This window comes from Halobacteriovorax sp. ZH5_bin.2 (assembly GCF_043196375.1).
Lineage (GTDB): Bacteria > Bdellovibrionota > Bacteriovoracia > Bacteriovoracales > Bacteriovoracaceae > Halobacteriovorax_A.
The window spans coordinates 603,960-618,305 of sequence record NZ_JBEBMJ010000002.1; the positions used below are offsets into that span (position 1 = coordinate 603,960).

Consider the following 14,346-nt stretch of genomic DNA (forward strand, 5'->3'; position numbering starts at 1 on the left):
TTTATATTCTACAACCTAATAACCCATATGTTAATGTAGAGTTTATATAAATAAATAAGGATGAAGTGATGGCACGTACATGTGATTTAACTGGAAAAAGAAGACTTGTTGGTAACAAAGTTTCTCACGCTAAAAATAGAACAAAAATGACTCAAAAACCAAACCTTCAAACGAAGAGAGTTTTTGATCCTGTAACAGGTGAAACAATCAAGCTTAGACTTTCAACTAGAGCAATCAGAACTCTAGACAAAGTTGGTTCACTTTCTAAGTTCCTTAAGAAGTACAAGCACCTTTGGAACGCTTAATTAGATTTAAATCGATTTAAGATAAAGAAAAGGCCAGCATTTTGCTGGCCTTTTTATTTGGGTAATTTTAATTTTTCTTAGTATTGAACATCTACTTGATCAATAGCAAATCCCCACTTCTGAACTGAACGATCAGACTTGAAAATAAGCTTCAGCGTATCACCTTCAGCGAAGAAAGAAGTATAGTTCTCTCCTGAACCTGTAATCTTCTCAACTAGTACTCCTCTAGCGTCTCTAACTTCAATAAAGTCATAACGATTCTCAAGATCAAATTTACGAACTCTTACTCTCATAAACTTCGCACCTTCAACAGTGTAAGTCGTCTCAAGTGTCTGGTTCTCTAAGTATGGGTGCTCTGATTCAAAAGAAGCAACATTTACTGTTTCCCAATCTTCTGGATTCGGCTCATTTCTTTCAGGAACTGTGTCAGTTAGAAGATTATAAGCATTGATACGACCAGCGTTGATTGTCTTACCTCTTAGGGCAGCAACAGGATCAGAAGTAACCATTACCTTATTTCTAATTTCTAGTGGAGTAAGTCCTTTGTTTTCAGAAAGGAAAAGACCAATTACACCAGAAACATGTGGCGTTGCCATTGAAGTTCCTGAGTAAGAAGCATAACGTCCACCCTTAACTGTTGAAAGAATCTCGTGTCCTGGTGCACCGATATGTACAGTTGAACGTCCATAACAAGAAAAGCTTGCTAGCTCATCAGCAGCAGTTGTTGCAGCAACAGAAATTACGTTATCAACATTGTAGTTTGATGGGTAGTGTGGCTTAGAATCATTGTCTGTTGAAGAGTTACCAGCAGCTGCAGTAAATACGATCCCTGCTTCATTAGCTCTCTCAATTGCTTCTTTAAGAGCTTCTGAACGGCCACCGCCTCCCCAAGAGTTTGACATAATATCAACACCAATTTTCGTTGCATAATCAATCGACTTAATTGCTGCTTCAGTTGATCCTGAACCACTATCTGTTAGGAATTTAATCCCTACGAATTGTACATCTCTCATTACACCAGCAACACCAATAGCATTGTGTGAAGCACCGATTGTCCCTGCACAGTGAGTTCCGTGTGAGTGACCATCCATTGGGTCACCATCATTATTTGCAAAGTCATATCCGTGGATATCATCTACATATCCATTTCCATCGTCATCAATTCCGTTACCAGGAATCTCGCCTTCGTTTGTCCACATTTGATCTCTTAGATCTGGGTGGTTGTAATCAATTCCTGTATCAATAACCGCAATTTTAATGGCACGATCACCTTGAGTAATTTCCCATGCTCTAAGTGCATCAACGTCTGCACCTTCAACACCAGAAACACCTCTTGGAGCATTTGAACCAGTATTTTTTAGACCCCATAGTTGACCAAATTTTTCATCAGCTGGCGTGTAGTAAACACCTTCATCTGAAGAAGTGTTATAACTTAAGATTTCTTCTAATACATTTGTGTGTACGATTGGCTTAACGATTTCATAGATAAAGTTTGGCTCTGCATACTCTACCTCTGCTCTTTCGTTCATTTGCTTTGCAATTGCATCAATTGACACAAGAGACTCATTAAACTTAACAACATATAAGTCACCAGACGTTAGTTCGATACGACGGTCAAGTGAACTTCCATGTAATGATTGTCCAAAGAAACTTTCAACAGATACATCTTTCTTTAACTTTACGATTAGTTCACCTGGAACGTAATCAGCAGCTAGTGGAGAAAGGGCCATTGCTGAAACAACAGCGGGTGCTAAAAATGCTTTTAATCTCATTAGATCCTCCTAATCTTTTTGTCTCCCTTCCATGGGAGACCCTATGCTAAGACTTTTGAATAATTGTCTATCAACTAGTTTAGCACTCTTTCAGAGGCAAAAATTTCAAAAGATACAAAATATTGAAAATGTGAGAAAATGTTAGTTAATGATACACGGTAAAAGTAGCGACCCAGTCCTAATAAAAAGAATCAAAGTTAACGTTTGGACACTTCGAGATGAAGTGGAAGCAGCGGTAAAACTAAGATATAAAAATGGTGAAAAGCCTAATATTGACGACCTTATCGAGATTTATAAGGATAAGGGTGAATTACCTATCAACGAAAGCATTGAAGATGAAGAGGCAGCTCTTGATCCACAGGCTTTGGCCGACGCTGCCATGGCCGGAGACAATGTTACGCCGATCAAAGAAACAAAAATCATCAAGCAATTTATTCCTGATTTACCTCCTGCGAAGGTTTACGTAGGAAATATTCTCCTATCTGAACTCTATATGGATGGAATGTATTTCTTTTGTGAGAAACAATTTACTCAAGGTCAATCGATTGTTGTTGATATTCAAATTCCAAATCGAATTATTCTAAATGGTGTCGTGATCTTTTCACGTACCTACAATATGAAGAGTCGTATTATTTCCCAAACGAGCATGCCGTTCCGAACAGGTATCAAGTTTACATTCCTCAAAGAAGGTGAACGTACCCTACTTAGGAATTTTATCAAATCTATTGAGCCAGAAGTTAGAGAGGAGCCGACTGCTCCAGCGGCGGCCAAAGAAAGTAGCTCAGATGGTGATGATGACTTCGATCTCTTTGACGATCTCGAATAAGAATTCTAGAATTTCTTATGCAAAATATTAAACGTAATTACTTTTCAGCCAGCCTCGTCTCAATACTCTTTATTACTCTCCTTTTTGGAGCAGTTATTAGTGAGTTTTTTCAAGCACCAGTTATTACTTCAAAAGAACTGTCTAATCTTCAGTTTCTATTTACAAGTGATCAGGTTGATAAAGTTGATAATATCTCTCTTCAATCAAATCTTGGACGCTTTAGCCTCGCTAAAAATAAGAATCAATGGATTATTACAAAGCCAAGAAGAATTAATGCTAATGAAGCAATCATTAATAAACTTTTAGACTCACTAAAGAATGTGAAGATTAAAAAGATCTTTCCAAAGGATCCGATTAACCTATCTAACTTCTCTCTTGATAACCCAACATCAATTGTCACACTAAAAGGCGAAGATGGATCAGATGAAACAATTTCATTTGGTTTAATCAACCCAATCGATAACTCGACTTATGTTGTAAGTGATAAGGACAATGCCATCTATCACGTCAATGCAGTAAAGTTCTCTCTTGAGAAAATTGATCTTCCCTCTCTTATTGACTCACGAGTCTTTAGTTATGCACCAAGTGATATTAGAGGTGTTACAGTTATTAACTCTGGGAAATTACGTTTTGAATTTAGTCGTAATGATAAAGACATTTGGGTTTCAGGGAACAAGGCCCTTGATGATGAGGCCGTACAAGAGTTCTTAGTTAAGCTGACAGGCTTTAAATCGAACTCTATCCTTGATAAGCGAACAGAAAAGATGGATAAGGCAATTGAGCGCTATCTGGCCAAGCCATACTTTAAGGTCATCGTTAAGATCAAAACAGGTGAAGAAATTGAGTATGACCTCTCTTGGGTGTTAACAAGCTTACCTGATCTTAATATTGAGAAAAAAGAGAATTTTATAATTCGAGCATCAAATAGAGAGCACCCTTTCTTAGTAAGTAAAGAGTACTTAAATGTTTTATACAAAAGGCTAAGATCTTTTAGACCAAGCCCTTTGAATAAAATTATTTACTAGGCAATTAACTTATTCAGGATATCAGAGGCAGCTCCTTCAACTTCATCAATGACGTGTTGAATGGCCTTACCTATGCGGTGATGTTTGATTGGAAATTTCGCAAAAGGAATAAACATATAGTATGTCTCACCCTTGCAAGTCTCAAGAGCGTTTAAATCCTTAAAAATATTTTCATCAAAATCAATTTTTACAGATTTTGCTTTTGTGCAATTTCCAATTACTTCATCAAACTCTTCGAATCTTTTCCCTGTAGCGCTGAGGAGTCCCCCAACCTCAGCACTAAGAGATATTTGGTCGGACTGCGATAGACTTAAGAAGTTCTTATGACCTTCAATTGATACAAGGATTCCCTTGCGGCTCAATTGAACAATCTGTCCATCAACAGGTTTTAAAATAGAATTCCAAAATGAAAACTTCGCTTTTAAATTTGTATTCATTCTAAAGTCACGATGACTTAGAGAAAGATTATTAAGCAGGCGATCATAGACAAATAATTTATAGATATCATAATCAACCCATCTCATTGAATGAAGATGCATAAATGGCCCGGCCTTATGCTTTAGAGAAATAAGTGTTTGCTTATTCACATCAAACCATAGGTGCTTAAGCCTTGGATCAATATAGAAGTTATACAGATCAAAGAGAGTTGTCTCCATCTCACCTTTCTTATTTACAAGCCAAACTGGTATTTCTTTAAAAGCTTCGAGTTCTTCTTTTACTTCCTCGATACTCATTGAAGAATCACCATTTAAGTGTCGCTCTTTCATTGCACAAATTAACTTTGACCAATTCGACCAATGAAGACTGTATGAACTGTCATCAAATAGTTGAATTGATTCAAATAATTTCGGGTCAGCAATATAATCTTCTAGATTCTTTAGCGCACTCATGGCCTTCTCACTTGTCAAAATTAGCTCAACATTCGTTCTATTCATTCAATATAGCAACTTAGTTAATTAATTCGAGCCTTATTCAAATTAGCCTTTGATTTCTATTAATTTCGAGTGCTTAACTTATAAACTAAGGCTTTCTCCAATAATTTATAAAATTGCGAAATATTGCCTATTATTCTTGGTATTTAATGATTTTAGCGACTTAAGCTATAATATGAACTATGAAAGCAGAGGATATCTTCCGTAAATCACATTTGGCATTAAACTTGACCCCTTTTACTATTAGGGAGCTTTTTAATATTCCAACAACACCATGTGATGTTTATATCTTCGAAGATGGAAAATTTAAGCACAACCTCTACCGTGGCACTTATGTATCGAATGACACTCTTAAAGAGATGATTGAAAAAGGTCATACAATTGTTTTTGCAACAACAGAGCAAAGACAAGAGCTTAAAGAATTACAGCAAGATTGTCTTAGACAAGTAACTCGCTCATTTTCTATGGGTGATACTTACCAGAATTGTAAGAGTCAATTGAATCTGATTACCATCAATCTTCGCTATCTTTTTGAAGATCCAACAGATGATAATGCACTTAATTTGCAGTACCAAAGTTTAAAAGTTCTGGCATCTTTCTTGATTAAGAATCCAAAAATGCACGAGGCGCTTTATCGCTATTTTGCGGCCCAGGGCCATCACTATATTTTTGCACAGCCCCTACTATCATCTATTTTTCTTGTGGGGATTTTAAAAACATCTCAGCTATATAATGATAAGGATATTGAGAACTTTTTTATCACAAGCTACTTCAAAGATATTGGGATGTCGGCGATCCCAATTGATAAGTACGATAAAGAGAATCTTTCTGAAATGGATAAGGTGCTACTTGCAAAACATCCGATTATTTCAGCTCGTATTCTACAAGGAAGAATTCAATTAAGTCCTGCTCATATGAAGGTTATCGAAAACCATCACACGTTCAGTATTTTAGATAAGTATGATTCGGACAACCAATACTTAAAGAATTTAACTGTTACGGGTTTTGAAACAATCATGGTAAATATTTGTGATATTGTTGCGGCCATGATTTCTCCACGCCCTTATCGAGAGGCCCTTACAATCTTTGATGCCCTAGAGAAAGTACGTTCACATATTGGTAAGGACTACCCTCACGAGTTTAAGATTATCATTAATTATTTTCGTAATTTCTTTACAACTTCAGTCAAGTAAAAAAAACTTTTCATAACGTTTTAAATATTTCACAATTATAAGTAACCAAGGACTGAGGTTAATATATTTTTTATTATATATATTTAAATTCAACATTTGCCAGATTCTAGGGAGGGAACATGGCCAACGAAGTAAGCCCGGTAACGGGAATTATCGCAGAAGAAAACGTCTTTATCGATTTTGGTGAACACGAAGGAAAATCAATTTTAGAAATTCAGGATACACTGCCTGACTATTACGATTATCTCATTAATAAAAGAGAAGAAGGAATCTGTACAATTCGTCGTAATCAAGACAAGTCCTTCAGACTCTACGTATCAAATACATTACAATAACTATGCAGGGCGACATTGTCGCCCATTTTTTTAACAAAATCTTAATAAACACCATATTTACCATGTGCTAAATTCAATAAAACACTGAATTTAGGAGACACACATGATTAAGAGAATAATTGCACTCTGCCTTCTACTGGCAAGTTCAAGCACATTCGCTTTAAAAATTAATGCAGCAGGAGCATCTTTTCCGTACGCAATTTATTCAAAATGGTTTTCAGAATATTCAAAGCTTCACCCAGAGGTTCAATTCAACTATCAGCCAATTGGATCAGGTGGTGGTATTCGCCAACTTCTAAAAGAAACAGTTGATTTTGGGGCTTCAGACGCTCCAATGAAAGCGAAGGATAAGAAGAAGGCAAAATGGCCAGTTCTTCACGTCCCAATGGTTCTAGGAGCTGTTGCTATTGCTTATAATCACCCTCAAGTGCCTGACCAACTAAAGCTTGATGGGCCAGCACTTGCAGATATCTACCTAGGTAAGATTACTAAGTGGAATGCAGCTCAAATTGCAGCACTTAACCCAGGTGTAAAACTACCTTCAGATGATATTCTGGTTGTTCGTCGTGCAGACGGCTCAGGGACAACAAAGAACTTTGCAGACTACCTTGTGGAAGTAAGCACTGAATGGAAGCAAAGAGTTGGAACAGGAAAATCACTTCGCTGGCCAACAGGAGTTGGGGCCAAAGGAAATGATGGTGTAACTTCAATTGTAAGTAACACTAAGGGATCAATCACTTATATGGACCTTGCTCACGCAAGAAAGAATAATATTAAGACAGTAGCACTTAAGAATAAGTCTGGTGTCTTCATCAACCCAACTGTTGAGGCCGTCTCAGCTTCAGCTAAAGAGTTCAAAACTGATGGAAAAGAGTTAACAGGTTCACTTATCAATAGCAGTGCCAAGGACTCATACCCTATCAGTGCCCTTACTTATATTCTTCTACCTATGGTGGAAAAAGATCAGAAACAAGTTGAGATTTACAAATTTGTCGAATGGGCAATTAGTAAAGGTCAGAGTTATGCTAAAGAACTTTACTACGCTCCACTACCAACTGAACTTTCCAAAAAGGTATTAGAAAGGGTAAAATCTCTTTAATGAACCTACTTAAAAAAATAGGGCCAGCTTCTCCTTCAAAACAGGACAAGTTGGCCTATATAACACTTCGATTCTTTTCTCTTATTGTCATTGTCCTACTAATACTTATGATTGGTCAGCTATTCTACGCCAGTCGTGAGGCATTCAATGAATTTGGGTTTAAATTCATCACTGATGATTTTTGGAACCCGATTGATGATGAATTTGGTGCACTACCATTTATCTTTGGAACAGTAGTCACTTCTCTGCTGGCCCTACTCATCGCAGGCCCAGTTAGTATTTCTGTTGCACTCTTTATTACAGAATATCTTCCAAAAGGAATTTCGAGTATTTTAGGAACCTTCGTTGAACTTATTGCTGCAGTTCCTAGTATTATTTTTGGTCTCTGGGGTCTTTACTACCTCGCTCCATTTGTAAAAGAAATACTTACTCCTGCACTTAAAGCAACACTTGGTTTCCTACCATTCTTTCAAGGGCCAAGCTTTGGAATTGGTATTCTTACGGCCTCAATTATTTTGGCCATTATGATTATCCCAACAATTACTTCGGTTGCTCGAGAAGTATTTCGATCAATTAATATTCTCCACAAGGAAGCGGCGCTAGGTCTTGGAGCAACAAAATTTGAAATGATCAAGATCGCAGTCTTAAGGCCAAGCTTTTCAGGGATCGTTGGCGCCCTCGTTTTAGGACTTGGACGTGCACTTGGAGAAACAATGGCCGTTGCTATGGTAATTGGGAATACTCCACAAATTTCGAAATCAATCTTTGCCCCGGCTTCAACAATGGCCTCAGTTATGGCAAATGAATATGCAGAAGCAGAAAGTGACCTTCACCTTTCGGCCCTATGTTTAGTTGGTTTACTTCTTTTTGTTGTAACATTTGTTGTCAACTTAGTTGCACGTACAATTGTATGGAAGCAAACGAAGGGAGCATCGAAATGAAAATCTCAAAAAGCCGTATCCTAAAAAACCAAGCCTTTAAAGGGTTATTAGTTCTTTCTTCACTACTAGTTATTCTTCCTTTAATTCTTGTTTTTATCTTTTTACTTCAAAAAGGATCAACTTCTATTAGTTTAGAATTCTTTTTAAATGATCCAAAACCAGTTGGTGAAATTGGTGGAGGAATGAGACATGCAATTTTAGGGACACTTATTATGGTTTCAATAGGCTCACTTATTGCAGTCCCTGTCGGAACATTATGTGGTGTCTACTTAAGCGAATACGGAAAAGGCAAGATTGCAACTTCTCTAAGATTTACAATTGATCTCTTAACAGGTGTGCCTTCAATTGTTGTTGGGATTTTCTCTTACTTAATCTTTGTTGTAAGCTTCAAATCATTCTCGGCATTGGCCGGAGCATTTGCTCTAAGTATAATTATATTGCCAATTGTAACGAGAACGACAGAGGAAATCTTAAAACTGATTCCTAGACACGTAAGAGAAGCAGGCCTTGCCCTTGGACTTCCAAGATGGCGAGTAATTTACAATATCATTCTAAAGGGTTCAAGGAACTCACTCATGACAGGTGTTATTCTTGCCATCTCTCGTGCGGCAGGCGAAACAGCCCCCCTGCTATTTACGGCCTTTGGAAGTATGTACATGAGCTACAATGTAACAGGTCCAATGGCCTCGCTTCCAGTTCAAATTTATAACTATGCAATTAGTCCATATAAAGAATGGCAACAACAAGCTTGGGCCGGGTCATTTACACTTATCATTATTGTTCTAGGACTAAATTTAAGTGCAAAGTTTTTATTCAATTCAAAGAAACTTAAAAAATTCTTTGTGAGGAAATCATAATGTCAAATAGCGATATCATTTTAGAAGTTAAAAATATACAAGCATGGTTTGGTGACTTTCACGCCGTAAAAGGAATTGATCTCAAGTATCACAAAAATACGGTCAATGCGATAATTGGTCCTTCAGGATGTGGTAAATCAACATATATCAGAACACTAAATCGTATTCACGAAGAAGTACAAGGTGCACGTGTTTCTGGAGAGGTACTTCTTGAGGGAAATGATATCTATGCACCTTCAGCAGACCCCGTTGAAATTCGTAGAAAAATTGGAATGGTATTTCAAAAGCCAAATCCATTTGCGGCCATGAGTATTTATGACAATGTTGTTATTGGTCCAAGACTTTGGGGTAAAAAGAAAAAGAGCGAACTTGATGAAATTGCCTACAATTGTCTTTCAAAAGCAGCTCTTTGGAATGAAGTTAAAGACAAGCTACACCAAGAAGGAACTTCTCTATCAGGTGGACAGCAACAAAGACTGTGTATTGCAAGAACTCTTGCAACTAACCCCCCAATCGTTTTAATGGATGAGCCTACATCTGCACTTGATCCTATTGCTACAGGAAAAATTGAAGACTTAATGAGTGAGCTTAAAAAAGACTATACAGTAATTGTCGTAACTCACAACATGCAACAAGCGGCCCGTATTGCTGATTACACAAGTTTCTTTATTCTTGGAGACCTTATTGAGCATGGGCTAAGTAGTGACGTATTCACAAATCCAAAAGAAAAGAAAACAGAAGATTATATCACTGGCCGTTTTGGCTAAGGAGCATTCAATGGAATTAACTGTTGAAACACTAAGAAAAGATATTACAGAAATGGCAGCCGTTGTGGAAAAGATTCTCCACGTTGCAGTAGATGAAAAATCAACAATGGAAAATCTTTATGAGCTTGAAAATGAAATCAATGAATTCCACAAGCTTGTGGATGACCATGTCTTTAAGTTTATCGCTCTAAAGTCCCCTACTGCAATTGATCTTAGAACGGCCCTTGCCATCATGAAGATTAATTCTGAATTAGAAAGACTTGGTGATGAGGCCGTTAACTTAAAGCGCTATTTAATGCGTATTTCTAACCAAGAAAAACACTGTAGCATCATTCAAGCTGAAGTCTTTGAAATGGTTAGAAAGAGCTTAATTGCCTTTGCTTCAAATAATATTCAAATGGCAACAGATGTTATCAAGGCAGACCACGAAGTGAACTCTCTCCACAGAGATCTTGTAAAAAAATTCTACCAACTTCTAAAAGATGGTAAGGCCGAAGTTGATGAAGGTTTTGCAGTTATTCGTGTCTCAAAGATCTTTGAACGATGCGGTGACCACGCTACAAATATTTGTGAAGATATTATCTTCTTAGAGTCAGGTAAAGACGTAAGGCATACAGAAGAACAGTAAGGCAAGTAATGAAAGCACTTATAGTAGAAGACGAACAATCTATTGCAAAATTAATTGGGGTTAACCTCAAGGCCATCGGAATTGATTACGATATGGCAAATACTGGAAACGATGCCATCTCCGCCATTGAGAACAATCGATATGATCTCTTTATTCTAGATCGAATGTTACCGGACTTAAGTGGTGTTCAGATTTGCCAATATATTCGAAACACTAAGAAGCTAAAGAGCGTTGGCATCCTATTTGTGACAGCATTAACTTCTAGTGAGTCGATTATTGAAGGATTAGATGCGGGTGCTGACGACTATATTACAAAGCCATTTGATATTGGAATTCTAAAGGCAAGAGTTAGTAGCCTGAAAAGACGAGTTGAGGGCCATCGCGACACTTCACTAATCAACAATAAAAACACTTACGATCATATGGGTATCAAAGTCGACGTCGACGGGGTAAAAACACTTATTGATGACAAGGAAATTAAACTCACAGTTTCCGAGTTTAAAATTCTTTGTGTCTTAATATCTTCTCCAGGAAAAGTTTTTACACGTAAACAAATTGTTGATCTGATTAAAGGTGAAAATATCTACGTTACAGACCGTACTGTTGACACTCACGTATTTGCCCTAAGAAAGAAGCTTGGGAGTAAATCAAAGGTTATCGAAACAGTACGAGGAATTGGATATCGAGTGAAGAGTGAAGAATAACTTTTTTAATTTTCTAAAAATAAAATTTTTAAATGATATCATTTTTTATCAAACGATAATTTTTTGTTTATCCCTACTCTTTTTAGGGACATTCTTCATCATCAACTTTAAAGATAATTTTATCCACTCAATTGTCGATCAAGAACTAAAATCGCTTCGCCAAGACGGTATCGCTAAGATATGTGATAAACAAACAAAACGTACACAATTCTATATTTTAAACGCAAATCGTACAATTAGATGTGCTGCTCCCGGCTTTAAGATTGAAGATTTCAAAAACATTGTTATTGGTGGGTATGATAGCGATGATAAGTATATCTATCACCATCGTGTTCTTCACTCAAAAGGCAAAAGCTATACATTATTTTTAAGGGTTGAATCAGATGCACTAAAACTGATTTCATCAGAAGTATTTTCTAAACTTTTTATGGCAATGGGAATCCTTGGGATTCTATTCATTGCGGGCCAATTCTTTCTCTTTCGTCACTACTTCACACCTCTCTACGACCTCTTTCATATCTTTAGAATGAAAGGAGTAATCGATACGACAGATAGCCGCGATTACTGGGATTATATTGAATCAAAATCGATAAAGAACTTTAATAAAAGAAGAAAATTACAAAGAGACCTATTTAATACAAAACAATATTATTCTGTAATCATTAACTCAATTGATGACCCTGTTGTCGTAACCGACAGTAAAGGCAAGATCATCTTCTGTAATAATGCCTTTAGAAAGTCATTTGCACCTTTTAATGGACGCTACCGTGGAGCAGAGCTTATTAGTATTATTAGAGATTATGACTTTATTAACCTGATTAAAAAGCATGGCCATCAAGCAAATCTAATTCACAATACACAGATAGCGCTGACAAAAGTAAGTGGCAAGACAAACTCTTTCCAACTTAAGATTAGTGATATTGAATCTAAAAATAAGAATAAAGAGATCCTCTTCTACTTTAGTGATATTACGAAACTTCAAGATGTAAATAATATGCGAAGAGATTTTTTTGAGAATGTCTCTCATGAAATTAAAACACCACTAACTTCTATTAAAGGCTACACGCAAACTCTTAAGTCCATTAACACAGACGAAGATCAGCAAGAAATCATGGATATTGTTATTCAAAATGTCGATCGTCTCGATGAGTTAATCAATGGTATCCTCTCTCTTTCTAAAATTGAAAATGAAGGGAGAATTGAAGTGGAAGAAATCAATCTTCCATCATTCATTAATGCTCTAATAAATGATCAACAGCTTAAGATCAATGCAAAGGATATGAGTGTCAACTACTCTCAGACTGGCCCCGAAACGATTGTGGCCAATGGGAAGCTGTTATACCACTGTATTTCAAATTTAGTTTCAAATGCCATCAAATACTCAAAAGATAGCACCGTTATTACAATTGAAAGTGGTCAAAGAGATAATCATCAGTATATTGCCATTACTGATGAAGGTGTTGGAATTCCAAATGATAAGATTGCTAGAATCTTTGAAAGATTTTACAGAGTCGATCAATCACGAAGTATCAACACAGGCGGAACAGGTCTAGGGCTTGCTATTGCAAAGCACTCTGCTCAAAAAATGAAAGCTTCTATTGAAGTTGAAAGCATGGTTGATAAGGGGACAACTTTTACTGTTCTCTTTCCGATAAAATCTTAATCAATCTCGAATTTAATAGGAGCGTCCATTAGCTTCTTTAGAACTTCTTCGACATTGGCGTCATTGTAAAGAACATCGTAGAGTCCAGTAAAGATTCTTGCGCGGATATCATACTTTTGAGCTAGTAAGAATGCGGCCTTTGTCGTTTTATAGCCCTCTACAACAGTTCGTTGAGAATTAATGATATCAAGAGGCTTTCTTCCCTTAGCTATTTCTAGTCCAAAAGTTTTATTACGTGAGAGGCCACCAGTTGTCGTAAGAATGAGATCACCCATCCCACTCAGGCCATAAAAAGTTTCAGGGCGAGCATTAAAGACTTTACCGAAGCGAAGCATTTCAACAATCCCACGAGTAATCATGGCCGCACGAGTATTATGGTTATAACCAAGACCTTCAACAATCCCACCGGCTATGGCCAAAACATTCTTAAGAGCACCGCCTAAGAGCACTCCTTTAATATCATAATTAGGTAGGGCCTTAAAGTATGGTGTTTCAAGCTTGGCCGCAACATCCATTAAGACACTCTTAGAGCGTCCAGCAATTGTGACAAGTGTAATCTGTTTTTCCATAATTTCTTTAGCGAAACTAGGGCCAGATAAGAATGTGATATTATCACGATATTGTGGGAAGAAATCATTTAAGAGATCATCACTTAGCTCAAGTGTATCTGGATCAATCCCTTTCGAAAGACTAATTAACGGAATTCCTTTTCCAAGGTAGCTATTAAAGCGAACAAGGTTCTCACTAAAGAAAGTTCTAATTCCATGAGTCGGTAGACCTGAAACAATAAGTTCTAAACTATCTTCTTCTTTTGAGTCTAGTTCACTCCAGTCTAGGATGGCCTTGATATTAGCATCCAGCTTGATTCCTGGAAGATAGACAGAGTTTATACGATCGTCATTTATATCTTTGTAGATATCCTCAGAGCGTACCTTAAGAATTACGTTTTCAAACTTATGTGCCAGAATTGATGCGATGGAAGTACCAAACGCTCCAGCACCAACAACAAGTGCAGTCTTATATTTGAATTTTTCTTTTGTCATAGTGCAAGTATACCATGAAGACGTCCGACTCGTTCATAAATCGTTAACACTTCATCTGAACTATTGCATGTAACATTGAATGTAAAAGAAATATACTTTCCTGTTTTAGATGGTTTTTCATGGTGTGGTTTTTCACCTACGGCCATAATTAACTCATCACGATTTGAATCATTTCCAATAAATTTAAAATTATATACAGCAGGCCACTCGTACTGATCGTCTAATAGGGCCTTAAGTTTTGCTAAATCCATTTTTA

Annotated in this window: 16 protein-coding genes; 12 read left to right on the forward strand and 4 right to left on the reverse strand. The window is 36.9% G+C overall.

Annotated elements, in window-relative coordinates; all coding sequences use genetic code 11:
- Positions 1-68: 68 nt before the first annotated feature.
- Complete coding sequence (rpmB, locus tag ABMA76_RS08010) at positions 69-305, forward strand: 50S ribosomal protein L28 (RefSeq protein ID WP_021266376.1); 237 nt, start codon at positions 69-71, stop codon at positions 303-305.
- Between the two features lie 77 nt (positions 306-382).
- Here rpmB and ABMA76_RS08015 read toward each other — a convergent pair whose 3' ends face one another.
- Complete coding sequence (locus ABMA76_RS08015) at positions 383-2,077, reverse strand: S8 family serine peptidase (RefSeq protein ID WP_392907232.1); 1,695 nt, start codon at positions 2,075-2,077, stop codon at positions 383-385.
- 148 nt (positions 2,078-2,225) lie between these two features.
- Here ABMA76_RS08015 and ABMA76_RS08020 point away from each other — a divergent pair, with 148 nt between their 5' ends.
- Positions 2,226-2,903 (forward strand): hypothetical protein, encoded by a 678-nt coding sequence (locus tag ABMA76_RS08020; RefSeq protein ID WP_392907230.1) that lies wholly within the window; start codon positions 2,226-2,228, stop codon positions 2,901-2,903.
- 17 nt (positions 2,904-2,920) lie between these two features.
- On the forward strand, positions 2,921-3,928 hold the full coding sequence (locus ABMA76_RS08025; RefSeq protein WP_392907228.1) for a DUF4340 domain-containing protein: 1,008 nt from the start codon (positions 2,921-2,923) through the stop codon (positions 3,926-3,928).
- On the opposite strand, the gene ABMA76_RS08030 is transcribed toward ABMA76_RS08025, so the two are convergent.
- On the reverse strand, positions 3,925-4,863 hold the full coding sequence (locus tag ABMA76_RS08030; RefSeq protein ID WP_392907225.1) for a hypothetical protein: 939 nt from the start codon (positions 4,861-4,863) through the stop codon (positions 3,925-3,927). The two genes, ABMA76_RS08025 and ABMA76_RS08030, sit on opposite strands and share 4 nt — an antisense overlap.
- 179 nt (positions 4,864-5,042) lie before the next feature.
- Here ABMA76_RS08030 and ABMA76_RS08035 point away from each other — a divergent pair, with 179 nt between their 5' ends.
- The 9 genes from ABMA76_RS08035 to ABMA76_RS08075 all read left to right on the forward strand — a co-directional run bounded on the left by ABMA76_RS08035 (position 5,043) and on the right by ABMA76_RS08075 (position 13,047).
- Positions 5,043-6,053, forward strand: a complete 1,011-nt coding sequence (locus tag ABMA76_RS08035; RefSeq protein WP_393061329.1) for an HD-GYP domain-containing protein — start codon at positions 5,043-5,045, stop codon at positions 6,051-6,053.
- Between the two features lie 119 nt (positions 6,054-6,172).
- Positions 6,173-6,388, forward strand: a complete 216-nt coding sequence (locus tag ABMA76_RS08040; protein ID WP_392907221.1) for a hypothetical protein — start codon at positions 6,173-6,175, stop codon at positions 6,386-6,388.
- Positions 6,389-6,491: 103 nt separating this feature from the next.
- Positions 6,492-7,487 (forward strand): phosphate ABC transporter substrate-binding protein PstS, encoded by a 996-nt coding sequence (pstS, locus tag ABMA76_RS08045; RefSeq protein ID WP_392856500.1) that lies wholly within the window; start codon positions 6,492-6,494, stop codon positions 7,485-7,487.
- A complete protein-coding gene (gene pstC / locus ABMA76_RS08050) occupies positions 7,487-8,428 on the forward strand; it encodes a phosphate ABC transporter permease subunit PstC (protein ID WP_392907219.1) in 942 nt (313 codons plus the stop codon). The genes pstS and pstC overlap by 1 nt, the downstream gene beginning before the upstream one ends.
- Positions 8,425-9,285, forward strand: a complete 861-nt coding sequence (gene pstA / locus ABMA76_RS08055; RefSeq protein ID WP_392907217.1) for a phosphate ABC transporter permease PstA — start codon at positions 8,425-8,427, stop codon at positions 9,283-9,285. The genes pstC and pstA overlap by 4 nt, the downstream gene beginning before the upstream one ends.
- Positions 9,285-10,052, forward strand: a complete 768-nt coding sequence (gene pstB, locus ABMA76_RS08060) for a phosphate ABC transporter ATP-binding protein PstB (RefSeq protein ID WP_392907215.1) — start codon at positions 9,285-9,287, stop codon at positions 10,050-10,052. The genes pstA and pstB overlap by 1 nt, the downstream gene beginning before the upstream one ends.
- Before the next feature lie 10 nt (positions 10,053-10,062).
- Positions 10,063-10,680, forward strand: a complete 618-nt coding sequence (phoU, locus tag ABMA76_RS08065) for a phosphate signaling complex protein PhoU (protein WP_392907213.1) — start codon at positions 10,063-10,065, stop codon at positions 10,678-10,680.
- A gap of 8 nt (positions 10,681-10,688) precedes the next feature.
- A complete protein-coding gene (locus ABMA76_RS08070; RefSeq protein WP_392907210.1) occupies positions 10,689-11,384 on the forward strand; it encodes a response regulator transcription factor in 696 nt (231 codons plus the stop codon).
- Entirely contained in the window at positions 11,374-13,047 is a 1,674-nt protein-coding gene (locus ABMA76_RS08075; protein WP_392907208.1) for an ATP-binding protein, read from the forward strand. Before ABMA76_RS08070 ends, ABMA76_RS08075 begins: the two co-directional genes overlap by 11 nt.
- Here ABMA76_RS08075 and ABMA76_RS08080 read toward each other — a convergent pair.
- Positions 13,044-14,090, reverse strand: coding sequence for an NAD(P)H-dependent glycerol-3-phosphate dehydrogenase (locus tag ABMA76_RS08080; protein WP_392907206.1), 1,047 nt, complete (start codon positions 14,088-14,090; stop codon positions 13,044-13,046). The genes ABMA76_RS08075 and ABMA76_RS08080 overlap by 4 nt on opposite strands.
- Positions 14,087-14,341 carry a DUF493 family protein gene (locus ABMA76_RS08085; protein WP_392856514.1) on the reverse strand — a complete coding sequence of 85 codons (255 nt, stop codon included), beginning with the start codon at positions 14,339-14,341 and terminating at the stop codon, positions 14,087-14,089. Before ABMA76_RS08085 ends, ABMA76_RS08080 begins: the two co-directional genes overlap by 4 nt.
- Positions 14,342-14,346 lie beyond the last annotated feature (5 nt).